19 protein-coding genes are annotated in these 21,726 nt (G+C 36.8%); 3 read left to right on the forward strand and 16 right to left on the reverse strand.

Annotation, left to right across the window (positions count from 1 at the left end; all coding sequences use genetic code 11):
• Window positions 1–49: 49 nt before the first annotated feature.
• The 3 genes from thiE to FZ949_RS08705 are packed head-to-tail and all read right to left on the reverse strand — an operon-like array spanning window position 50 to window position 2,722.
• Entirely contained in the window at window positions 50–655 is a 606-nt protein-coding gene (gene thiE / locus FZ949_RS08695) for a thiamine phosphate synthase (RefSeq protein ID WP_103580515.1), read from the reverse strand.
• The gene (locus FZ949_RS08700) at window positions 648–1,394 is read right to left on the reverse strand and encodes a hydroxymethylpyrimidine/phosphomethylpyrimidine kinase (RefSeq protein WP_107952739.1); all 747 of its coding nucleotides are present in this window, start codon (window positions 1,392–1,394) and stop codon (window positions 648–650) included. Before FZ949_RS08700 ends, thiE begins: the two co-directional genes overlap by 8 nt.
• Complete coding sequence (locus FZ949_RS08705) at window positions 1,391–2,722, reverse strand: aminotransferase class V-fold PLP-dependent enzyme (RefSeq protein ID WP_103580513.1); 1,332 nt, start codon at window positions 2,720–2,722, stop codon at window positions 1,391–1,393. The genes FZ949_RS08700 and FZ949_RS08705 overlap by 4 nt, the downstream gene beginning before the upstream one ends.
• A 110-nt stretch (window positions 2,723–2,832) precedes the next feature.
• On the opposite strand from FZ949_RS08705, the gene FZ949_RS08710 reads away from it, so the two are divergent.
• Genes FZ949_RS08710 through FZ949_RS08720 form a run of 3 tightly spaced genes read left to right on the forward strand, consistent with a single transcriptional unit; the run spans window position 2,833 to window position 5,314 of the window.
• Window positions 2,833–3,669 (forward strand): DUF234 domain-containing protein, encoded by an 837-nt coding sequence (locus FZ949_RS08710; RefSeq protein ID WP_103580512.1) that lies wholly within the window; start codon window positions 2,833–2,835, stop codon window positions 3,667–3,669.
• Complete coding sequence (locus FZ949_RS08715; protein WP_103580511.1) at window positions 3,666–4,649, forward strand: sensor histidine kinase; 984 nt, start codon at window positions 3,666–3,668, stop codon at window positions 4,647–4,649. Before FZ949_RS08710 ends, FZ949_RS08715 begins: the two co-directional genes overlap by 4 nt.
• A gap of 2 nt (window positions 4,650–4,651) precedes the next feature.
• Entirely contained in the window at window positions 4,652–5,314 is a 663-nt protein-coding gene (locus FZ949_RS08720) for a cysteine hydrolase family protein (RefSeq protein WP_107952740.1), read from the forward strand.
• On the opposite strand, the gene FZ949_RS08725 is transcribed toward FZ949_RS08720, so the two are convergent.
• The 13 genes from FZ949_RS08725 to FZ949_RS08795 all read right to left on the reverse strand — a co-directional run bounded on the left by FZ949_RS08725 (window position 5,311) and on the right by FZ949_RS08795 (window position 21,595).
• The gene (locus FZ949_RS08725; protein WP_148790349.1) at window positions 5,311–5,985 is read right to left on the reverse strand and encodes a DUF6882 domain-containing protein; all 675 of its coding nucleotides are present in this window, start codon (window positions 5,983–5,985) and stop codon (window positions 5,311–5,313) included. The genes FZ949_RS08720 and FZ949_RS08725 overlap by 4 nt on opposite strands.
• Before the next feature lie 15 nt (window positions 5,986–6,000).
• The gene (gene dnaE / locus FZ949_RS08730) at window positions 6,001–9,618 is read right to left on the reverse strand and encodes a DNA polymerase III subunit alpha (protein WP_103580508.1); all 3,618 of its coding nucleotides are present in this window, start codon (window positions 9,616–9,618) and stop codon (window positions 6,001–6,003) included.
• Between the two features lie 300 nt (window positions 9,619–9,918).
• Window positions 9,919–10,770: a universal stress protein gene (locus FZ949_RS08740; protein WP_021091781.1), complete on the reverse strand. Its 852-nt coding sequence runs from the start codon at window positions 10,768–10,770 to the stop codon at window positions 9,919–9,921.
• Between the two features lie 17 nt (window positions 10,771–10,787).
• Window positions 10,788–12,986, reverse strand: a complete 2,199-nt coding sequence (locus FZ949_RS08745; protein WP_087580214.1) for a polyribonucleotide nucleotidyltransferase — start codon at window positions 12,984–12,986, stop codon at window positions 10,788–10,790.
• Complete coding sequence (locus FZ949_RS08750) at window positions 12,976–13,674, reverse strand: hypothetical protein (protein ID WP_021091548.1); 699 nt, start codon at window positions 13,672–13,674, stop codon at window positions 12,976–12,978. Before FZ949_RS08750 ends, FZ949_RS08745 begins: the two co-directional genes overlap by 11 nt.
• Window positions 13,675–15,834: an LPS-assembly protein LptD gene (locus tag FZ949_RS08755; RefSeq protein ID WP_148790350.1), complete on the reverse strand. Its 2,160-nt coding sequence runs from the start codon at window positions 15,832–15,834 to the stop codon at window positions 13,675–13,677. It lies immediately after the preceding gene.
• Window positions 15,827–16,276 carry an RDD family protein gene (locus FZ949_RS08760; protein ID WP_107952746.1) on the reverse strand — a complete coding sequence of 150 codons (450 nt, stop codon included), beginning with the start codon at window positions 16,274–16,276 and terminating at the stop codon, window positions 15,827–15,829. Before FZ949_RS08760 ends, FZ949_RS08755 begins: the two co-directional genes overlap by 8 nt.
• Complete coding sequence (gene purD, locus FZ949_RS08765) at window positions 16,273–17,517, reverse strand: phosphoribosylamine--glycine ligase (RefSeq protein WP_148790351.1); 1,245 nt, start codon at window positions 17,515–17,517, stop codon at window positions 16,273–16,275. The genes FZ949_RS08760 and purD overlap by 4 nt, the downstream gene beginning before the upstream one ends.
• Window positions 17,518–17,749: 232 nt before the next feature.
• Complete coding sequence (locus FZ949_RS08770; protein ID WP_103580504.1) at window positions 17,750–18,388, reverse strand: uroporphyrinogen-III synthase; 639 nt, start codon at window positions 18,386–18,388, stop codon at window positions 17,750–17,752.
• The gene (locus FZ949_RS08775) at window positions 18,381–19,541 is read right to left on the reverse strand and encodes a multidrug effflux MFS transporter (protein WP_103580503.1); all 1,161 of its coding nucleotides are present in this window, start codon (window positions 19,539–19,541) and stop codon (window positions 18,381–18,383) included. Before FZ949_RS08775 ends, FZ949_RS08770 begins: the two co-directional genes overlap by 8 nt.
• 109 nt (window positions 19,542–19,650) lie before the next feature.
• Entirely contained in the window at window positions 19,651–20,295 is a 645-nt protein-coding gene (locus tag FZ949_RS08780; RefSeq protein WP_103580502.1) for a cupin domain-containing protein, read from the reverse strand.
• 543 nt (window positions 20,296–20,838) lie between these two features.
• Window positions 20,839–21,207: a TIGR02328 family protein gene (locus tag FZ949_RS08790; protein WP_103580501.1), complete on the reverse strand. Its 369-nt coding sequence runs from the start codon at window positions 21,205–21,207 to the stop codon at window positions 20,839–20,841.
• Entirely contained in the window at window positions 21,191–21,595 is a 405-nt protein-coding gene (locus FZ949_RS08795) for a YbgA family protein (RefSeq protein ID WP_103580500.1), read from the reverse strand. The genes FZ949_RS08790 and FZ949_RS08795 overlap by 17 nt, the downstream gene beginning before the upstream one ends.
• Window positions 21,596–21,726 lie beyond the last annotated feature (131 nt).

Below are 21,726 nucleotides of genomic sequence, written 5' to 3' on the forward strand. Positions count from 1 at the left end.
AGGGATTATAATTAAATTTTTATAAAAAATCTTGCAAAACAAGTATCTTTTAAAGCAATAAATTTCTTTGTAAATTTTCTATATTTTTCTTTATCGTGCCATCTTTATAGATAGCGGATATTAAGGCGACCATGTCTGGCTTTACTTTAGTAACACTTGCAATATTGCAAGAATTTATGCCCCCTATAACACATACATTCATTCCCATTTCTTTTGCTTGTGATATAGTTTGAGCCTTGCAAAGCGGTGCATTTGGTTTTGTTGGGCTTTTAAACATCGCTCCAAAAGCCACATAGCTAGCACCATTTTGTTTTGCCCTAATGGCAAGCTCCAAGCTATCATAGCAGCTAACTCCCACGTAAGCATCATCTCCTAAAATTTCAAACGCCTCTTTTATGCTCGCATCATCTTTTCCCAAATGCACGGACTTTGCCCCTATATGAGCAGCAAATAAAATATCATCATTTACGATAAATCTAGCTCCAAATTTTTCGCATAGGTTGAAAATTTCACTAGCTAGCCTCTTATCTTTGGGTATTTTTTTAGAGCGAAATTGAAAAAATTTCACCCCACACTCTAAAATTTCTTTAGTGTATTGCAAGGCTAAATTTTCAGGCATCAACACATCATCGCTAATCGCGTAAATTTCAATCACTTATGCCAACTTTATGATTTAGTAGACGTTTGCCAAATTTTGTCGTAATTGCATTTTTAATAGCATTTAAAATGTATTTTTTGGCTAGTTTTATGGCTTCTTCTTTAGTGTGTCCATTTGCTAGCAAGCAGGCCAGCGCACTCGCAAAGCTACATCCAGCCCCGTGAATGATCTCTGGTTTTATTAGTGGCTCTTTAAATTTAAGCACGTCACCATTTTTTTTAAAAAGAGTATCTTCACAAATTTCTGCAACCGTGCTTCGCTTTAAGATCATATCGCAAGGTAAATTTTTACTATCAAGCTCCAAAACTTTGGCTTCATCGATATTTGGCGTGATAATGTCTGCAAATTTAAAAAGCTCTTTTAAGCTTGCTATCGCGTCATCCTCAAGAAGCTTTGAGCCTGATTTTGCTACGCAAACTGGGTCTATTACTATTTTAATGCCTTGCTTATGAAATTTTTCAAGCCAAGAACCAACGCAAGATATAAGCTCTTTATTAAAAAGCATACCAACCTTTATGGCATCTATGTTTAGCTCTTCGTCTACCATTTTGATCTGTTCATTTAGATTTGTAGCATTTGTAGCAAAGATATTGCTAACGCCATTTGTATTTTGTGCCGTAAGAGCCGTAATAGCTGTCGCTGCGTAGCAAGAAAATGCCTCGCATGTCTTAATATCAGCCTGTACGCCAGCACCACCAACACTATCACTTCCTGCAATGATTAATATATTTTTCATCTATCTCCCATACAACCTGAAATTTTATCAACACTAAAAGGATCATCGACCTTCCAAATGCTTGAATACTTCTTAATGCTATTTTTTAATGCATCTACTAGATAATCCACGTCTTGTAGCGTATGCGTATAGTGGAGTCCAGCCCTTACCCAGCCTGGCTTATGGGTAAATAGTGCATCTTCTTTTAAATGAAGCAGATCATGTCCATATGGCCCAGCACAAGAACATCCTGCACGCGTTTGAATGCCATATTCTTTGCTTAAAACTTTAGCTAGTTCATAAGGCGAAACGCCGGCCACATTAAAAGAAAAGATCGGCAAACGCTTTATGTTATTTGGATGATAGCACGTAAGCTCAGGAATTTCTGCTAGTCTTTTTTCCAAATACTCTCCAAGCTCGCTTTCGTTTTCATATATTGCCTCAAATCCTATCTCATTTCTTAGCCTATAAGCCAAATTTGCCCTTATAAGTCCTAAAATAGGCGGAGTACCAGCCTCTTCTAGCTGCTCACTATCTTTTACAAATATAGCGTAGTTTTTGCTGACATAACTTACCGTTCCACCACCAGCAAATGTCGGCTCATCTGAGTTTGCAAGTATCTTTTTTATAGCAAGAAGCCCACAACTTCCAACTCCACCAAGCAATTTATGTGGCGATAAAAAAAGAGCATCGAAATAGTCGCAATCAATATTTCCATATGCGCTAAAGCTTGCAGCATCAAATGCCACAATGCCACCATAAGATTTTATAAGAGTATAAATTTTTCTATAATCGCTCAAAACCCCAGTCACATTTGAAGCCACACTAAAAGTTGCGATGATCTCACGACCGACATTTATCCTTAAAATTTGCTCCAAATGATTAAAGTCGATCCCTCCATTTTTATCAAGTCTGATACGCTCAACCTCACAAAGTGCTTGCCTAAAGCTTATCTCATTTGAATGGTGCTCATAAGGGCCAAGCACCACGAGTGGAGAATTTTCATCTGGCTTTAGGGCATATCTTTTTTTTAACGCTGGCGATGCATAAATTCCTAAAATTTCTTGAAATTTCTTTATCGCGCCGGTAGCTCCATTGCCACAAGCAAAAAGATAAAAACTATCATCAAGTCCTAGTAAGCTTTTTAATTCACGTCTTGAATCTTCATAAGTTTGAGCGGTTTTATAGGCGTTTGATGAGCTGATAGAGTGCGTATTTGCGTATGTTTGGAGTATTTTTGCCATCTCATCTTCGATAGGTTTATAAGCTAGTCCTGAAGCTGTAAAGTCAAAATAATAAATGCCATTTTTTAAAATTATATTTTCTCTAATATGCTCTAAATTTACCAAATCACAACCCTTGTTTTTTGCTTAGCATTATAGATTACTTTAGCTAAAATATACTACAATGCACAAATAAAGGAGCCGATATAAAAGCTTTAAAATCAACATTTGAGCTAATGAAACACCTTGATATAAATGAACTTATTAAATTTCATCTCGTCTTTGATGAGTTTGATTTAAAGCACTCATATTATGATGTTTTTGAAGCAATCGAGGCTGAAATTTTAAATAACTTCTTAGCCTTGATGCCAAAATTTTACTTCGAATCCGATACAAACGATGCTATAAAATCTGCCCTCATAAAACTCGCACGAAGCGATAGAAAAAAATTTAATGTAAATAAAATTTTACCTCAAAGCCTAGCTAGCAAAGTCTATGCAAAGCTTTTTGAAAAGAATTTTTTACTGCTAGAAAAAAGTAGAGAAGTTTTACCAAAAAGATCAAAAAACCAAATGCTAAAAAAAGAAGAAAGAGGCTATAAAATTGAGGATAAAATACATTTTAATAGCCATTTTTCAAGGTTTTGGTTTAGATTTATAGAGCCAAATTTAAGCTTGCTAAAAGCTGGTAAAAATGATGAAATTTTAGCCATTATAAAAAATGAATTTGACGAATATGCAAGCCTTGGATTTGAAATTTTATGCGGTGAACTCATGGCAAAAAAATTTCTGATTAATGGCATATTTTTAAGTAGCTTTTGGAGCAGGAATATAGAGCTTGATATGCTATTAAATATAGGCGGCAAGATCATAGTCGGCGAGGCAAAGTACAAAGAGAGAAAGGTTTGTAAAAACGTGCTAAATTTACTATTAAAAAAATGCGAAAAACTAAATATCAAGCCAGATATTATTGCTCTTTTTTCAAAGAGTGGATTTAGTAGCGAGCTAAGAAATCTAAAGGATGAAAGGCTAAGGCTTTATGAAATTAGCGATTTTGAGGAACTTTTAAAATGAACGAACACGATATCCAAGCTGGCTTAAAAAGCCTGATAGAGCAGACTTATCTGATAGAAAACGAATATAAAAATTTAACATCATCTTATGCAAACTTGCAAAATTTCATTAAAGATATTGTGGAAATTCTGCCAAATGCTATCTGGGTGTTAGATGAAAATGATGAGATTTTTTTACAAAACTCAGAGGCAGTAAGACTTGGTAAAATTTTTAAAGAGATACCAAAAAAAGAGGGCGAGATAAATGTAGATGGGCAAATTTATCTTTTTAAAACAAGCTCTAAAGACAATAAACTAATAATCTCTGCAACAAACATAACAGTAGAAAAACGCACCGAGCGTCTTGCCTCCATGGGCCAAGTAGCAGCTCACCTAGCCCACGAGATCAGAAATCCAGTAGGCTCTATCTCGCTTTTAGCATCAACACTACTTAAAAGAGCCGATGAGCGCATACAGCCTATCGTAAATCAAATACAAAAAGCTACATGGCGAGTCGAACGTATAATCAAAGCCACACTACTTTTTACAAAAGGTCTTAATATAAATACGCAAATTTTTGACTTTTCGCAGCTTAAAAAAGAGTGCGAAGAGGCTATAAATTTTTACGACTATTCAAAGGATATTAAATTTAGCCTAGAATTTCCAGATGGCAAATATATGGGCGACCTTGATCTACTAACCATCGTCTTTCAAAATATTTTATTTAACGCCATTGATGCCATCGAAGAGAGCGATGATGATGAAGGAGAGATCATTTTAAGCTATGAAAAAACACCAAGTGAACATAAATTTATCATTTATGATAGTGGCGAACCTATCAAAGATAAAGCCATAGTTTTTGAGCCGTTTAAAAGTAGCAAGCTAAAAGGAAACGGCCTTGGACTGCACCTTTGCTTGCAGATCATAGAGGCTCACAAAGGTAGTATCGAGATCACACTAAATCCAAAAACATTTTGCATAAATTTACCAATAAAGGAGTAAGAATGAACATACAAAACGAACTTGAGGCTTTTAAAAAATCTCTTCAAACGCTTGATTTGAGAGAAATTTCAAACGATGGAGCAAAAAACGTTGCATTTATCTGTATCGATATGATAGAGGCTTTTGCTGGAAGTGGTGCGCTCGCTAGTCAAAGAGTAGCCGCCTTATCAAAAGGGATCGCGACACTTTTTGATAGAGCGTGGAGAGATTTTGGCTTTAGAAATTTTATTCTTATAGAAGATAGGCACACCAGTGATTCAAAAGAATTTGAGACCTTTTTACCTCACGCAGTGCTTGATACAAATGAGATAAAAACTGTAAAAGAGATAGAAAATCTAAGCTTTTTTAAAGAGATCAAAGCATTTTATAAAAACTCTTTAAGCATTGCGTTTAATAAAGAATTTGAGAAATTTTTAGAAGAGCATCCGGAGCTAGACACCTTTATAGTCACTGGGGATTGCACTGATATGTGCGTTTATCAGTGCGTTAGTTATCTTAAGCTACGAGCCAATGAATACAATAAAAAATCAAGAGTTATCGTACCGTTTGATCTTACGCAAACATATGACATACCAGGACACAATGGCGACTTTTACCACGAGATGTTTTCTCTTCATATGAAGCTAGCACTTGGTGCTGATGTGGTAAAGAGTATTAAATTTTAAAGCTTGCTTGAAATATTTATGAGCCTATTTAGCTCGTCAAATTTAAAGCTAAGCTCGTTTTTATTCGCTACGATCTCATTAGGACTTTCGCTAAATTTCATATCACAGCTTAGCAAAAGTCCTTTGACAAGGATTTTGTGATCTAGATCGTAAGTGCTTAAACACTCATTTACTACGCTCAAAAGCTCATTTGCTAGCACTGGCTCTTCAAAGACAGCATCTGATCTAAACGCTACGTATGCCGCACCACCATCGTACTCTATCCTATAATAATTTTGCTCATCAAAAGCGGTGCAAAGGATCATACTAATCGTGTGACCATTTAAATTTTCATCTAGCTCAAATTGTGGCCTGCTAAATGCACTAAGTCCAAATTTTTCGCCAAACTCACGTGCTTTATTTGCAAGCCCGAGCAACCGCTCATCAAAGCCATTTATATTTTCATAACCCCAAAGCCACGTATTTGACGAGAAGCTCTCGGAGCCGATAAACTGCATATCAAACTCACGCTCATCAAAGTAAATTTTACCGCTATCAAAATCGACCTGCCAGTTGTTACCTTCAACAAGTAGCTTAAATGCACGTTTTTGAAGTAATGTCGCTTTGCCAACACATGCGCTAAAAAGCTCGCTCCAGTTACTTTTATCTACGCCAAGCTTATCTAAAAACATCGCTTCACCGAGGTCTTAGCAAGCTATTGCTTGAAGTGCTTTTTCTTTAAAGCTGTCATTTACAACAAATTTTGTCTTATAGACAAAAATTTGAGCCGTATTTTCATTTTTTATCTTAATAACAAGACGCTTATCGTTGTTTGTGCCACTTTTTATATGTTCGTTATAGCCAAGATTATAAAGGCTAGTTATCTTATCTTTGCTAAGCTCACTAAGGCATAAAAGCACCTCTAGCTCAGCATATTCTCTTACTCTTTGAGGGGCGCTAGCTTCTTCATTTTTAGAAAATTTAGAGTTTTGTTTTAGTTTTCTTGTCTTAAAGTCTAAATTTTGTGCATCTTCTAGGCTATAAACCTCGTTTAAATTTGTCCTTACAAATTGATCATCTTTTGTGATATTTATCCTAAAAGCATAAGGCAGGTCACGTTTTGCTTCATCTTTTACTATATCTTCGATGTTGCCAAGCTCTCTTTCAAAGACTGCGATCTCGATATTTCCATGAAAATCAAGCACGTTTATAGTGCCCATTTTCTTGCCACTTTTGGTTATCCTTGTGCTAAAGTCTTCGATCTTGCCAACGACTAAAATTTCTGCACTTTGTGGCAAGCTCTCAAATTCTGAGCTTAGAGTGTATTTTATCTTGTTGATCTCGTCTTTATAATCATCGAGCGGGTGGCCTGAGAGGTAGATACCAACGCTCTCTTGCTCAAATTTTAAAATTTGCTTGATATCAAATTCGTCATTTATCGTGACAAAATTTATCTTCACATCATTCATGCTCTCATCTTCGCCAAATAAGCTCTCAACAGCATTTTTACGGATCTGAGCAGCACTTTTGCAAGCTTCTATGATATTTTCTACATTTTGCATAAGCATCTTGCGACTAAAACCAAACTCATCAAAGCAGCCAGCTTTTATAAGGCTTTCAAAGACCTTTTTATTCACTTTAAATGGATCGATCCTTGAGACAAAGTCGTCCATACTCTTAAATTCGCCATTTGCTTCACGCTCAGTGATAATGTTTTCAATAGCCGCTCCGCCAACGCCTTTAATCGCACCAAGCCCAAAGATAATGCCGTCATGATCGCCATTTTTAACGACGCTAAATTCTTTAGTTGATTTGTTGATAGATGGTGGCAAAGTATCTATATTTATGCGTTTTATCTCATCGATATAGCGAACGATCTTATCGACGTTGCTCTCTTCACTTGTAAGAAGTGCCGCCATAAATTCAGCCGGGTAATAGGCCTTAAGATAAGCCGTCTGAAATGTGACGTAGGCGTAGGCGGCGGAGTGAGATTTATTAAAGCCATATCCTGCAAATTTTACAATTAGCTCGAAAAGATCGTCTGCTTTTTGCCCATTTAGCCCTTTTGCCTCAGCACCTTTTACAAACTCACCCTTTAGTCTGTCCATCTCTTCTTTGATCTTTTTACCCATCGCACGGCGTACAAGGTCCGCCCCACCAAGGCTAAAGCCGCCTATAGCTTGAACGATTTGCATAACTTGCTCTTGATAGACGATGACGCCGTATGTTGGCGCAAGGATCGGCTCAAGCTCTTTAAATGAGTAGGTTATCTCTGCCTCGCCATGTTTTCTTTTGACAAAGTCATCAAGCATACCACTTTCCATCGGTCCCGGGCGGTAGAGCGCTAGCATCGCGACGATATCCTCAAAGCAGTCTGGACGCAAACTAGTTCCTAGCTTTCTCATACCCTCGCCCTCGATTTGGAAAATTCCTATCGCTTGGCCGCTTTGTATCATTTTATAAACATTAGAATCGTTTTTATCGATCTGCTCCCAAATGATATCCTTGCCAGTTCGTTGTTTTACCAGCTTTATGGCATTATCGATAACCGTTAGCGTTTTTAGTCCAAGAAAGTCGAATTTAATTAAATCCACATCCTCAAGATATTTAAGGCTATACTGCGTAACATAGCGATCTTCTGGGCTGTTTGGCTGACGAAATAGCGGGGTTTTGTTCCACAGCTCCTCATTTGAGATAACGACACCTGCTGCGTGCTGACCAGCGTTTCTGTTTAGTCCCTCAAGATCAAGTGCAAATTTCCAAATTTTAGCTGCCTTTGGATTTTGGCTGATGAGCTCAGCTATCTTTGGCTCTTTTTCATAAGCATCTTTTAGCGTAATACCAAGTTCATCAGGTATTAGCTTTGCCATCGCATCGGCTTCGGCGTAAGGCATATCACAAACCCTAGCAACATCTCTAATGACACCTTTTGCAAGCAATTTACCAAATGTAATAACGCCAGCAACGTTAAATTTTCCATATTTTTGCGTAACATAGTCAATTATCTCGCCACGCCTACTTTGACAAAAATCCACGTCGATATCTGGCATACTAACACGCTCTGGGTTTAGAAATCTCTCAAAAAGTAGGTTGTATGGGATTGGATCAAGGTCAGTGATCTTTAGCGAGTAAGCGACCAAGCTACCAGCCGCAGAACCACGTCCTGGACCAACTGGCACACCTCTACTTTTGGCCTCATTTATGAAGTCCCAAACGATCATCATATAGCCTGGGAAATTCATTTTATTTATGATACCAATCTCTATCTCAAGACGCTTTTTGTATTCGTCATGTAAATTTTCAGGGACAAATTTTAGTCTCTCATCAAGACCTTTTCTACATTCATATTCAAAAAATACAGCATCATTTTTAAAGCTATATCTATTTTCAGGCTCTGGAAGTGTTAAATTTCTCTCTTTGGCATATTCAAGAGTAAATTTAAAATTTGGTGGAGTTGGGTTGCCAAGCTTGATCTCAAGGTTGCACTTATCCACGATCTCTTGGGTATTTTCTATCACTTCAGGGATATCTAAAAATAGCTCACTCATCTGCTCTTTGCTTTTTACAAAAAACTCATGAACGCTGTGGCGAAGTCGGTTTGGATCATCTAAAGTTTTGTTCATTGCGATACACATAAAAACCTCATGCGCGTCGGCTCGCTCTTTAAAAGTGTAGTGAGTATCGTTTGTAGCGATAACCTTTATGCCAGTCTCTTTGGCGATGCGTAAAATATCATCATCAATGCGTTTTTGATCGCCGATACCGTGACGCATGATCTCAAGATAGAAGTCATCTCCAAAAATTTCTTTATATTCAAGTGCGACCTCTTTTGCTCTCTCGTAGCCCTTTGCACCAAATTTCACATTGCGATCGCTTAAATTTAGATGCCAGCTCACCTCGCCCTGCAAGCACGCTGAGCTACAAACCAAGCCCTCGCTGTGCTCTTTTAAAATTTTTTTATTTATACGAGGATAGTAGTAAAAGCCCTCGATGTAGCTCATGGAGCTAAGATACATTAAATTTTTATAGCCAGTCTCGTTTTTGGCGATTAGTATGAGGTGAAAACGCTGCTTGGTGCTCTTATCATCAAGCTGCTCGCCGTTATGCACGTAAGCTTCGATGCCAATTAGTGGCTTTATCCCCTCTTTTTTCATCGCTTTGTAAAAATCTATCGCTCCAAACATATTGCCGTGATCAGTAATCGCCGCTGCTGTGTCGCCTCTATCATGAAGTACGTGAGCTAGCTCTTTTATCTTGTTCGCTCCGTCAAGTAGGGAGTATTCAGTGTGTAAATGTAGGTGCGTAAAGCTAGAATTTTCACTCATTTTTTATCCTTTTTTAATGAGTGGATTTTACAAAATTTTGGCTAATAAGGTGCTTGATGAAAACTTAATGGGAGCTTTAAAATTTATAGAATTTGTAGTTTGTGGCTAAGAACGAAGCGCGCTGCCATCTGACGCACTATACCATTAAGGTCTTGTAAATTTTAAACGAGTAATTTCAGCTCTAAAATTTGAGTTAAGCGGTCAGTGAAGCCAAAATTTAGTAGTCAATTATTGCGAGTGAATGGAATTTTAAAATCTATAAAGTGAAAAGAATTAGATCGCGGACTAAGCCGCAATCCATTATAGATAAACTGGGATATTTGTGTGTTCTAAGAAAAATCTCGAAGTGCCACCAAGCACCATTTCCATAAGACCATTTTCACCATATCTGCTAGCAACGATTAGATCAGCATTTCTATCAATAGCTGCTTTTAAAAGCGCTTCACCAGGTATCATCGTGGTAGCAATCACTTCAAAAGTGGCTGATATGCCATGAATTTTGAAGTACTCTTCAAGCTTTTTAAGATTTAGTTCAGCATTATCGCCAAGGCTTGCTTTTGAGGTAATGCACTGAACCTTTTTCGCCTTTTTTAAAAGATCTATCGAGCCTGTTAATGCCCTTGAGCTTTGCGTCGTACCAGTCCAGCTAACAAGGATATTATCAGCTTTAAACTCACGCATTTTTCTAGGGATTACAATCGCATTTTTACCACTTTTTAAAACAGCTGACTCAAATGTTCCAGTGATCTTTCCATCAAGTGGCACAGCAGCCACCACTAGATCGCAAAATTTACTCTCTTGCTCCACTATCGCGCTTCTTTTGCCACTGTGAATCGTAAAATTTGCAGTGCAAACATCTTCAATGATTTCACTAGTTACTTTTATGCCAAGCTCAGCACAAATTTTATTGAAAATTTTCTCATTCTCTTCATGCTCGACAGCTAGTTCAGATTTAGCTGATTTTAGAAATTCCTCAAAAAGCACTCCTCCACGAAGCGTCATTTTCATATTATAAACTACGCTTGGGTCGAGCTGGCAAGTCATAATTTCCATATGTGTGTTAAACCACTGAGCAACCTTTAGGGCACCATAAATTCTTGGCTCGATATCATCTCCAGCTCCTATTGGAAAAAGCAACTTTTTGTATTTCATCATCTGTCCTTTAAAATTTATTCGACTAAAGAGAGCGAAATTTTATTTCCTTTTTGCTCGCTCACACATACTTTGACCTGATCACCTACATTTAATGGAGTTTTTATCTTTGAGATATGAAGCAAGCCATCAATGCCATCTTTTAGCTCGATAAACACACCAAAATCAACTACACTCTTTACAGTTCCCAAAAACTCATCACCGATATTAAAATTTGGTTTTGAACGCTCTTTGTCGTGTTTAAACGGCTTTTTGCCAAATGAACGTCCATTGTCTTTTGAAGTGATAGAGATGATGTAGTCTTTTGCAGCATCAACATTTTTCTTTGCTCCACCTGCGATTTTAACTTCACCTTTTTCTCTATCAAGATCGATTGAAACTTCAAATTTCTCAATAATCTCTTTTATAGTCTTGCCAGCTTGTCCGATGATGTCTACGATCTTGCTTGGATCGACACTAAATAATTCAAGCTTTGGAAGCACATCTTCATTTATTTCTATATTTTTATCCGCTTCTGCCATCAAAGACAAGATATGCTCTCTACCACGTTTTGCTTGATAAAGTGCCTCTTTTAGCACTTCTAAACTAATGCCACCAAGCTTAATGTCCATCTGAAGTGCCGTGATGCCATCACTTGTACCTGCTACTTTAAAGTCCATATCGCCGTCATGATCTTCAAGCCCCATGATATCTGTTAGCACTGCGTGTTTATCGCCTTCAAATATTAATCCCATAGCGACACCTGCGACAAGTTTTAAAGTATTTACGCCAGCTGCTCTAAGTGCGAGCGAGCCACCACAAACGCTAGCCATCGAGCTTGAGCCATTGCTTTCTAAAATTTCTGAAACGACTCTTATCGTATATGGAGAAGCTAGATCGATACTTGGAGCAAGGGCACGTTTGGCTAAATTTCCATGTCCAAGCTCGCGTCTACCAGGAGCTTTTAGTGGACTTGCCTCACCTACGCTAAAGCCTGGAAAGTTGTAGTTAAACATAAATTTCTCTACAAAAGGTACTTTTTCAGTAAGGATGTCATACATTTGAGCGTCACTGTCAGTGCCAAGAGTAGTGACAACTAGGGCTTGTGTCTGTCCTCTTGTAAAGAGGCATGAGCCATGTGCATTTGGAAGCACATTTGTTTCGATACTAATAGGCCTAACCTCTTCAAGACCACGTCCATCAGCTCTAACACCCTCGTTTATGATCTGCTCTCTAACGATTTTCTTTTTATATTTGCCAAGGACATTTGTGATGACAGACTCGTCCCAGCCCTCTTTTTGAGCGACCTCATCACTTGAAATTTGTTTTGCGATCTTGCTAAGCTCGCTAGCGCGCTCGCTTTTTGCCATTTGATTGATCGCGTTTTTGACTTCGGCTTTATAAAATTTATCGATATAAATAGCGATATTTTCATTTTCTATCTCAGGTTTTAGCTCAAGCGCAGCGTCCTCTTTCTTATGCTCTTTGAAAGCTTCTTCGTAAGCACTGCTAGCTCTTAGTATCGCCTTACCAGCAAAATCAATCGCTTCAACCATCATATCTTCGCTAAATTCATTCATTAGCTGTTTTTGAGCCATGCTATCACTTAGGCTCGGATCTATCATCGGCTCAATCGCAACCATCGGAATGAGCTGTGTAATTTGTTGAGGCAAGCTTTTCATCTCGATCATCAAAAGCTCATCTTTTGTGCCAGCCACGTATAGATCGATCGCACTTTGTTTTAGTTCAGAGTTGCTTGGGTTGATCACAAATTTATCATCTATATAGCCAACTCTTACACCACATACTGGGCGATTTACTGGGATGTCGCTAAGATAGAGTGCAACTGAGGCTGCATTTAGACTTACAACTTGCAAATCAACCTCAGGATCAGCTGAAAGCACCATTACAACGATTTGAGTTGGATATGCGTAACCTTTTGGAAAGAGTGGTCTAAGAGATCTATCGATGATGCGAGCTGTTAGCGTTTCAAAGTCGCCTGGCTTTGTCTCGCGCTTAACGTAACCACCTGGAATTTTACCAGCGGCGTAAGCTTTTTCGATGTACTGCACCGTTAGAGGTAAAAAATCCTCCTCAACTTGTGTGTCCTCTCTTGCAACAGTTGCTAAAACTACGGTATTTTTCACCCTTAAAAGTACCGCTCCGCTAGCTTGTTTTGCTACTTTATTAAGGTCAAAAATTTCAACCTGATTATTGACTTCTATACTATATTGCATTATTTTTATCTCCTTGTTGTTTTTGTAACGGCAAATAATAAGGGCTCTCTTCTAATATTGACATGATACGCTCACTCGTAGCTTCGATCTTTTTCTCGTAATACGAATCCACATCGATAAAATCAACGATCTTGTTTATCGTGTAAATTTCATCGACCATATCATTTAAATTTGTAAAGACATCAGTAGCAATCACTGGCGTTGCGTATGAGATGGATTTTACCTTCACATCAAGCAACGTCTTTATGCAAATGAGTGCCGTCATACCAGTCTCGCACCCCTCATCGATTAGTAAAATATTTTTATCTTTTAGCTCTCCTATCAAATTTCCTTTTCGGTATTTATAAACGTTTTTTAAAATTTTCTCTTCATATTTTCTATGTGCTTCGCCGTAAATATAGTCATAGCTTATATTAAAAGCCTTTATAAGTTTATCATTTAATACTATATCTTCTGTCTCGCTAACTATTGCAACGTCGCATTCGCTATTATTTGGCGCAGGTATTGGCTCGCTAAAGAGCATCTCGTAGCTTAAATTTAAACTTCTACAAACCGCATCTGTGAGTATAACTGACTCAAGCGACATACAAACAACTATCGTCTTTTTATCTACGAGCTCTTTTTTTGGCAAAATTTCAATTAGCTTGCTAGCTGCCTCTAATTGATCCTTAAATTTAGCCGTTATCATTTAGTTGGCACTCGATTTTGTACTACTTTGTGAAAAGTCATAGTGCAAACCGCCCATTGGATAGAAATTTATCGTGAAATAAATACCATTTTTTCTAGTTGATGCTGAGCCGTTTATTGTTGTTGTTGGCTCGACATCTTGTTGATAAATTATCCCGTAATTCCAGCATTTTCTTTGATGAAGCACACCAATTCTCCAGCTTTTTGTGTAACTTCGCTCAATATCATATTGCCAGCCGCCAATAAGACTATACTGATGAGGTAATTTTACTCCAAGACCACTTGTAAAATAACTATCTTTTGTCGCACTATTTTTTATTTTGCTATCATTTTTCTTCATAGTATGAAGCATATTTAGCCAAAATAGATCATTCGTGTATGAAAATCCGCTTTGTACCTTTTTAAGCTCTTTGCTCTTGTGTGAATATTCAAGCTTATTATAAAGGCTTAAATTTTCAAATGGATATAGATAGATAGCATTTTTTAAATTCGAATATTCATCTTCTTTTGTGTAATATCCTTGAGAAATACTATGTTTTATAATCTTTCTACCATTAGAGTTAAAGAAATACTGAGTCAGATAACCAGAAATTTCTTCCTTACTCTGCTCTTGAGTCAAGAAATTTTCATACTCATTTAGATTTTTATCATAGATAAACTCATCATCTAAATTTCCTTTTCTATAGCCTGGCAGTAGGTATTCAGCTCCAAAATTTAGAGTGTGATAAAAGCTCTCATACGCTTTTGCAAGATCAGTGTGAAGGGTAAATTTATGGTAATTATTTACAAAATTTGTATGCTTATCTTCTCTTTTATCATCAAATGAATTTATCTTATTCTCGTAATTTATTCTTGAAGCGTATAAATACTCGTAAAACGAAAACGTTAAGCTATCATCAAGTAGTGGTACATGCACTGAAGCTGGAAGTGTAAATTCATACTGAGTCGCTCTAACGCCTATTTTTCTATCATATCTATGTGACTGAAGATCAAGTGAATATAAGATATTTGGCAAAACAATATCATCTGTAAATTTATGATACTGAAGCGATGGGAGCTCTTGAAGCGTGTCTTTGTTCTCATTTTTTGAGCCAATCTTTTCAGTGTCTATGTAGTATTTTGCATAAGCACCAAAATAATGATCGTCATTTGCGATGAAGTAGTTAAATTTAGAAGTTACAAGCGAATCATAATCATCATCTCTGCCTTTTAAATTTAAATAATCTATATCATTTAGCTTTGTTGCGTCTATCCAAATTCCCTCTTGCAAATCCGCTTCGCTAAGGTATCTTATAAGCTTATCTCTTTCGTATTTTAGTCCGATGCCTTTATGTTTTTTATTTTTTAGTTCAGCTTTATTTGAAGTCTCTCCTTTTTGCTTGGCTTGGTAGCTGTTTTTATCAGTAAATGAGCCAAAGCTGATTTCGCCCCTTGAATCAGGCGACTCAGTAAATCTAAACGCACCATAAATTCCAACGCCTCTGTTTGTTCTTATCTGCGGATCAATCTCGAAGTCCCACTCATTATAAGGTGCAAAATAAATCGGCTGCTTGTAATAAAAACCTTCAGATTTTCCGTATCCAAGCTCAGGCGGCAAAAGACCTGTTCTTCTTGTGGTATCTGTTGAAAAACCAAAATATGGTAGGTAAAAAACCGGCACATTAGCTATACGAAAGACTGGGTTAAAAAGATGTAAAAATTTGCTTTGTTTATTTAGCATAGCTGAGCTTGAAGTGATACTCCAGTCAGGATCTTGGACATTACAGCTTGAAACCATCGCTTTTTTAACTCTATAGTACTCGCTATCGGAGCTACTTTCATCGCTTCTCATCCATACTTCCATGTCTTTATTCATCATAAAAAGCGATTCAAAAGCAGTGTCATTATTTTTTAAATTTAGCTTTGCATAGTTTGAGCGAGAGACTTCACTTTTGCCCTTCATCATATTGACATTTCCAAAGAGCTCGATAATCGAATTATTTTGATCATAAACTGCACAATCAGCTGTCACAAGATAATCTTGTGAATATACAACGACGTTTTTATTAGCCATGACGATGCCTTTATCTTGCTTTACATCATCGGCCAAAAGCTGCACATCTTGCACAGCTGCACTTAGATTTAAAATACAAACCGGAACTAAAAATAAAATTTTACGCATTTATCACCACTGTTTTTGCTATTTTGTCTTGCCAAGTCTGCCTAGCTGGATTTGCAAATGCCCATGCAAAACCAAGATAAAAACAAGCTTCACTAACCAACCTAAAAATCGCCCTTACTAGGCTTGAAATAAAATTTGGTCTATCTAAAATTTCTACATTAATGCACATCGTCTTTGTTATCATTTGTCCAAGACTCGCACCATAATACCAAACAAAAAATGCATGATAAATAATCTTTAGTGCGACTATTTGCCAAAAAAAATTTAAAGTCAAATTTCTGGCTTCATCATAGCTCATAACCGACAAAAAGGCATCCCAGTAAATGATCAAAAACAAAAAAGAAACAATACATTCATCAATTGAGTAAGCTAGCACTCTTTTTGAAAATGGCGCTAACGAAATTTCTTCTTTTTCAAGCTTTTCAACTATCTGCATACTCATTTTAATGCCTGCCAGGCAATATCTTTTCTATAGTGCGCTCCATCAAATTTTACATTTTCACAAAGCTCATAAGCTCTATCACGTGCTTCTTTTACGCTCTTCGCAGTAGCCACGCAGACTAATACTCTGCCACCATCTGCATAAATTTCTCCATCTTGCTCACTAACACCAGCATAAGCGATGTGAGCATCTTTTACATCATTTAAAACTGAAATTTTAGCTTTTGGGCTGCTTTTATACGGATAGTCCTTACTAGCCATTACGACACCAACCGCAAATTCATCTTTTAAACTAATAGGCTTTAGCTCGCCCTTTGCAGCATTTAGTAAAATTTCGCTTAGATTTCCGTCAATTAACGGCATCAAGACCTCGCATTCAGGATCGCCAAATCTTACGTTAAACTCAAGTACATAAGGCTCATTTTTCACGATCATCAGTCCCACAAAAAGTACTCCACAAAACGGACTGCCCTCGTTTTTCATCCCTTTTAGAGTTGGCTTTACAACCTCTTCTTCAACCCTTTTTATCAGCTCTTTTGAAGCAAGCGGACTTGGAGCGTAAGCGCCCATGCCACCAGTATTTGGACCTTCATCATTATCAAGTAATCTTTTGTGGTCTTGTGCCACTGGCAAACTTACAAAATTTTCGCCGTCACAAATAGCAAAAAAGCTCAGCTCAAAGCCATCCAAAAACTCTTCAACGACAACAAATTTACCAGCATCACCAAAGCTAGCTCCGCTTAGCATGTCACTAACTGCCTCTTTGGCATCCTCTTTAGAATTTGCGATTATAACGCCTTTTCCGGCACAAAGACCATCGGCCTTTACGACCATCGGCGCGCTTAAGGTATCAATAAATTTAAATGCTTTTTCTTTATCATCTGTGTTTAAATATCTTGCAGTTTTTATGTTATTTCTAGCTAAAAAATCCTTCATATAGGCTTTGCTAGCTTCAAGTCTAGCAGCTGCCTTGCTTGGTCCAAATATAAGCAAACCCTCTTTTTTAAAGATATCCACCACACCTTCACTAAGCGGTGTTTCAGGGCCTACGATAGTCAGGGTAATATCATTTTGTTTAGCAAATTTTGCAAGCTCATAAAAGTCTTTTATCTTTAAATTCTCGCCAAGGCGTGAGGTCGCACCATTTCCCGGCGCAAAGTATAAATTTATATTTTTTTCTTTTTTTAGTTTTAGAGCAATGGCGTATTCGCGGCCGCCACTTCCTATTATTAGAATATTCATTTCATCTCCGTAAATTTAAAAACCCGAGTGGGCGTCGCATAGAAGAGTGGCCCATAAACAAAGCCAATCTTGCAAATAGATGGATACCAAACGGTTGCAACTTCTCGCCTTTTCAGACTCAAACGAAGCCACATCACAAGGCACCCATACCTTTTCGCTAACAAAAAAGTGTTGGACCCCGTAAAATGCTGACTCGCTTCACTCAGGCAATAAAATTATATAAATTCTTTGCTTAAAGTAATGTTTTGGCAAGCGCGATACAGGCGTTTATATCTTGACTTTGGCTCACTATTGGCTCGGTAAATTTTAGCTCTTTTGCAGTGACCTTCCCAATGCTTATCGCTTGATAGCTCTCATCCCAGCCAAAATTACTAAGAAAATTTTTGACATTTAGTGGAGAAGCGAAGATCAAGATACTATTTTTTGGCGGTTTTAGCTCCATTTTACAAGGATTTAAGACATTTTCATAGGCGATGACCGCTTTTATATTTACGCCACCATCTTGTAAAATTTCTAAGAAATTTGAAGCACTATCTTTACCTTTTAGATAAATAACCTTTTTACCTTTTAAAAGTGGCAAAATTTCTCTTGCAAAGTCATCTCCGTGAGCATTCTTTCCGGTATAAATTTCGCCAAATCCAAACTCTCTTGCAGCCGACGCACAACTATTTGCGATGGCAAAGACTGGCAAATTTATAGGCGAAATGCCATTAAATTTTAATGCATTAAAAGCATTTTTAGAAGTAGCTACCAGCACGTCATAGTCACTTAAATTTAGTTCAAATTTCAAAAACTCGATCTTGCTTACGCTTAAATTTACAACGCTCTCATCAGTCATTTTTGTATTTGAAATAAGATAAATTTTACGCAACTCTTTTTAACCTTAAAAAAGATATCAAAGCAAGTAATGTGCAGGCTAAAATAACAATAGAAGTCGAATAAAATATATCACCAAGCCCAACTAGCGGAGAGACTACGCCGCCTAAGAAAAATGGGCAAAATCCAAGTATCGCTGAGGCTGAGCCTGCGTATTCTCTGCCTTCATTCATGGCTAGCGATGAAGCAGTTGGCAAGACAAATCCTGTAAAAAGAAGCAATAAGAAAAATGCGATAATGACGCCGATCACTTCAAATTTAAAACAAAGCATGAAAGCAATAAAAATGCTAGCAAACAAGGTACCAAAAAGCCCGGTTTTGAGCGCTTTTCTCTCATTTAAAAGACTAGCAAGCCTTGCTCCTATAATAAGCCCCAAACCATTTGAAGCAAAGCAAAAGCTATAGCTTACTGGACTTAAAGAATAAAATTCTTGAAATATAAACGAAGATGACGCTATATAAGCAAACATCGCACCCATCGCAAATGTCTGAATGCTTACAAAAAGCATAAATTTTTTCTTTCTTAAAATTTTGCCAAAGACGCCATAAGTCTGAAGCAATGGTAACTTTAGTCGGTTTGCAGGGCTTAGGCTCTCTTTGAAGTAAAAATTTGCAATAAATAGCAAAATACCAATGATGGTTAGCGCCATAAAGATGCCGCGCCAGTCAGTAAATTTAAGTAGAAAACTACCGCCAATTGGTGAAAGTATCGGAGCAAGGCCATTTACAACCATCATAAGACTAAAAAATTTAGTCATTTCATGGCCCTTATAAAGGTCGCTCACAACAGCCCTTGAAATAACCAAACTACCAGCACTCGCAAGCCCTTGAATAATTCTCATAAAGATAAAAAACTGGATATTTTGTGCAAAAAATATAAAAATAGTGCTTATCGTATAGACGATGAGCGAGATGATAAGTGGCAGTTTTCGGCCAAATTTATCACTTATTGGACCAACTATGAGCTGACCTATGGCTAAGCCTGCCATTGATGTCGTGATCGTTAATTGCGTAGCTGTGACGCTTGTTTTAAACCACTCGGTAATAGCCGGAAGTGCTGGCAAATAAAGATCTGTAACAAATGGTCCAAAGGCAGAGAGAGCACCTAAAAATAGCAACAAAAATAGTTTGGAATTTTCTTTTTTCATAGTTTTTCTTTTTTTGGAGCGATTATATTATGGTTTTACTTTTTGCTTTATTAAGTATAAATTTACTGTTGTTATTATAAAGAAGAAGCCCTAAAAATAGGGCTTAGTATTACATTTTGTCTTTAGTGACGATTAAGAGCATTTTAAATTTATCTTTTATCTTTAATCCGTGTGGTATTTTGCCTGGTAACACGATGGTATCGCCTTTTTTGATATCAAAATGTTCATCACCAATAGTTAGCTTCATCTCGCCATCAAGTGCGATAAGTAGTGCATCGCCTGGAGCTGCGTGAGTTGAGAGCTCTTGGTCTGTGTCAAAACTAAGCAGCGACATTGAGCCGTTTTCGTTCTTTACGAGCGTTTTGCTAACTATCTTGCCTTTTTCGTATTCCACTGCATCAACTAAGCTAAAAATAGCTGCCTTAGGTAAATGATCTATCATTAAATCCTCCTTAAAATCAATTGAAATATATTTCGTTGGTTCGTTAAAAACTAGCTTGCGCCACACTTTTTTCTCTATCAGGCAAGCTTGCTCATTGCCTATATGCATCTGCTTTTCGCCGTAGTATAGGCTAGCGCCGCCCTCTACAACCCATGCAAGGCTATCTATAAAAAGCATCTCGTGGTCTAGCTCCTCACCCTCGTCAAATGCGTATATATCGACGCTTGCATTTTTGTTTTGAAAGAGCCTTTTGCTAACGACACTTTTTTCAACTATTTTTGTATCTTTGTCTAGACTATAAATTTGACTCATTTTATATCCTTTTTTTGCAAAATTATAAAAGGTTAAGAGCTAAATTTCATTGACTAATGTTAATAAAAAGAGAAAAAATATCCTAATTAAAACTAGCGCATATCAAGAAGTTCCCTTTACAAAAAATTCCATAAAGGAATTTGGCCACTCAATAATTACCATATCATATTTGTTTCTTTTATTCTATAACAGTATCTTTTTAGTTTCTATTTTTAATATGCATAACCCGGCTTCCTTGCCGTAGTTTTGTAAGCTTCGTTAAGTACTGATCCAATACCCATTTGATGGAATTTTTTATACCAATTACAAAAATATCTGTACAATCCTTGTCGGTTGCATTTAATACAATAAAACCAACTGACTCATCATTCATATAGCAAGCGAGAAAAAGCTTTTACCGTGAATCACGAATATACTCTTCTGTGCTTTCTGGTATTCCAAACCATTCTGAAAGGTCATATAATATTTCTTTTGATGCACCTTCCTTTTCCAGTTTATCTTCAACTTCTTTTATTTTTATATCAATTTACTCTTCCACAACTTCTATACTTTTAAATGTATACCTTTGTTTCTTAAATTTTCTATGCAATCAGCTAGATATTCGATATTGTGCTCTTTGTAAATTGGACTGCCTATAATTTCCTCTTTAAGATTATCGTACTTTTCTGCTGTCCTTCCTCTATAATTTTTATCTTTCCATTCCACAGAAACATTATATCCCCTTTTTTCCATCTCCTCCATAACCAATACATGGTAAATAAAAAGATGATACGGGGAATATGTAAACACATAGTCTACAGTTTTATGTTTCTTTTTCCATCCATTGCCCCTCAGAGCACAACATTCCCTATGTTGCCCGAGAAGCTGACTTTTGGGCAATAAGTGGATAAGTTTTTCATGCCATAGTCTCATATTGTTCTACTGTTAACAAAGTTGACTTTTCTAAATATTCATTAGGGTATTTCTTTAGTAAGGTGTTAATGCATTCAATTACAACCTTCTGATTATTTTTCCCTTCCATATATCCATTTAATATATCAAATAATACCTGTTTTTCAATTGTACTTGCGTCTTTTTTGAAATAACCCCATATGTGAAGAACAGCGTTACTAAAATCTTTTTTACTCTCCTTCATATCTCTTGTTTCATGTATTTTCTCATTTAGCCATAAAACATCCAATTCTGTTCCTTTTAAGTACTCTCTTATCTCCAAATATGCTTTATGCGATTTGCTTAGTACAAAATATTTATTTTTTGCCCACAACTCTTCACATTCTCTTCTTGTATCTTTGTGACTCATGTTGATGCTTCTTTCAAAATATTCAAACTAAAATAAATCCTATACAATGTATAACCATTTAAGTATTTATTAATAGCATTTAATCTTTTGTTTAGATAAGATATAAATGAATATCCTACATTATTAGTATA

Origin of the sequence: Campylobacter concisus, from assembly GCF_902460545.1 — a bacterium.
GTDB classification, from domain to species: Bacteria; Campylobacterota; Campylobacteria; order Campylobacterales; family Campylobacteraceae; genus Campylobacter_A; species Campylobacter_A concisus_AE.

Excerpts from the sequence above, each read along its gene's own strand:
- FZ949_RS08700 (WP_107952739.1), bottom strand. The coding sequence starts at position 1,394 with ATGAAAAATATATTAATCATTGCAGGAAGTGATAGTGTTGGTGGTGCT.
- FZ949_RS08710 (WP_103580512.1), top strand. The coding sequence starts at position 2,833 with ATGAAACACCTTGATATAAATGAACTTATTAAATTTCATCTCGTCTTT.
- FZ949_RS08715 (WP_103580511.1), top strand. The coding sequence starts at position 3,666 with ATGAACGAACACGATATCCAAGCTGGCTTAAAAAGCCTGATAGAGCAG.
- FZ949_RS08720 (WP_107952740.1), top strand. The coding sequence starts at position 4,652 with ATGAACATACAAAACGAACTTGAGGCTTTTAAAAAATCTCTTCAAACG.
- FZ949_RS08725 (WP_148790349.1), bottom strand. The coding sequence starts at position 5,985 with ATGTTTTTAGATAAGCTTGGCGTAGATAAAAGTAACTGGAGCGAGCTT.
- dnaE (WP_103580508.1), bottom strand. The coding sequence starts at position 9,618 with ATGAGTGAAAATTCTAGCTTTACGCACCTACATTTACACACTGAATAC.
- FZ949_RS08740 (WP_021091781.1), bottom strand. The coding sequence starts at position 10,770 with ATGAAATACAAAAAGTTGCTTTTTCCAATAGGAGCTGGAGATGATATC.
- FZ949_RS08745 (WP_087580214.1), bottom strand. The coding sequence starts at position 12,986 with ATGCAATATAGTATAGAAGTCAATAATCAGGTTGAAATTTTTGACCTT.
- FZ949_RS08750 (WP_021091548.1), bottom strand. The coding sequence starts at position 13,674 with ATGATAACGGCTAAATTTAAGGATCAATTAGAGGCAGCTAGCAAGCTA.
- FZ949_RS08755 (WP_148790350.1), bottom strand. The coding sequence starts at position 15,834 with ATGCGTAAAATTTTATTTTTAGTTCCGGTTTGTATTTTAAATCTAAGT.
- FZ949_RS08760 (WP_107952746.1), bottom strand. The coding sequence starts at position 16,276 with ATGAGTATGCAGATAGTTGAAAAGCTTGAAAAAGAAGAAATTTCGTTA.
- purD (WP_148790351.1), bottom strand. The coding sequence starts at position 17,517 with ATGAATATTCTAATAATAGGAAGTGGCGGCCGCGAATACGCCATTGCT.
- FZ949_RS08775 (WP_103580503.1), bottom strand. The coding sequence starts at position 19,541 with ATGAAAAAAGAAAATTCCAAACTATTTTTGTTGCTATTTTTAGGTGCT.
- FZ949_RS08780 (WP_103580502.1), bottom strand. The coding sequence starts at position 20,295 with ATGAGTCAAATTTATAGTCTAGACAAAGATACAAAAATAGTTGAAAAA.
- FZ949_RS08790 (WP_103580501.1), bottom strand. The coding sequence starts at position 21,207 with ATGAGACTATGGCATGAAAAACTTATCCACTTATTGCCCAAAAGTCAG.
- FZ949_RS08795 (WP_103580500.1), bottom strand. The coding sequence starts at position 21,595 with ATGAGTCACAAAGATACAAGAAGAGAATGTGAAGAGTTGTGGGCAAAA.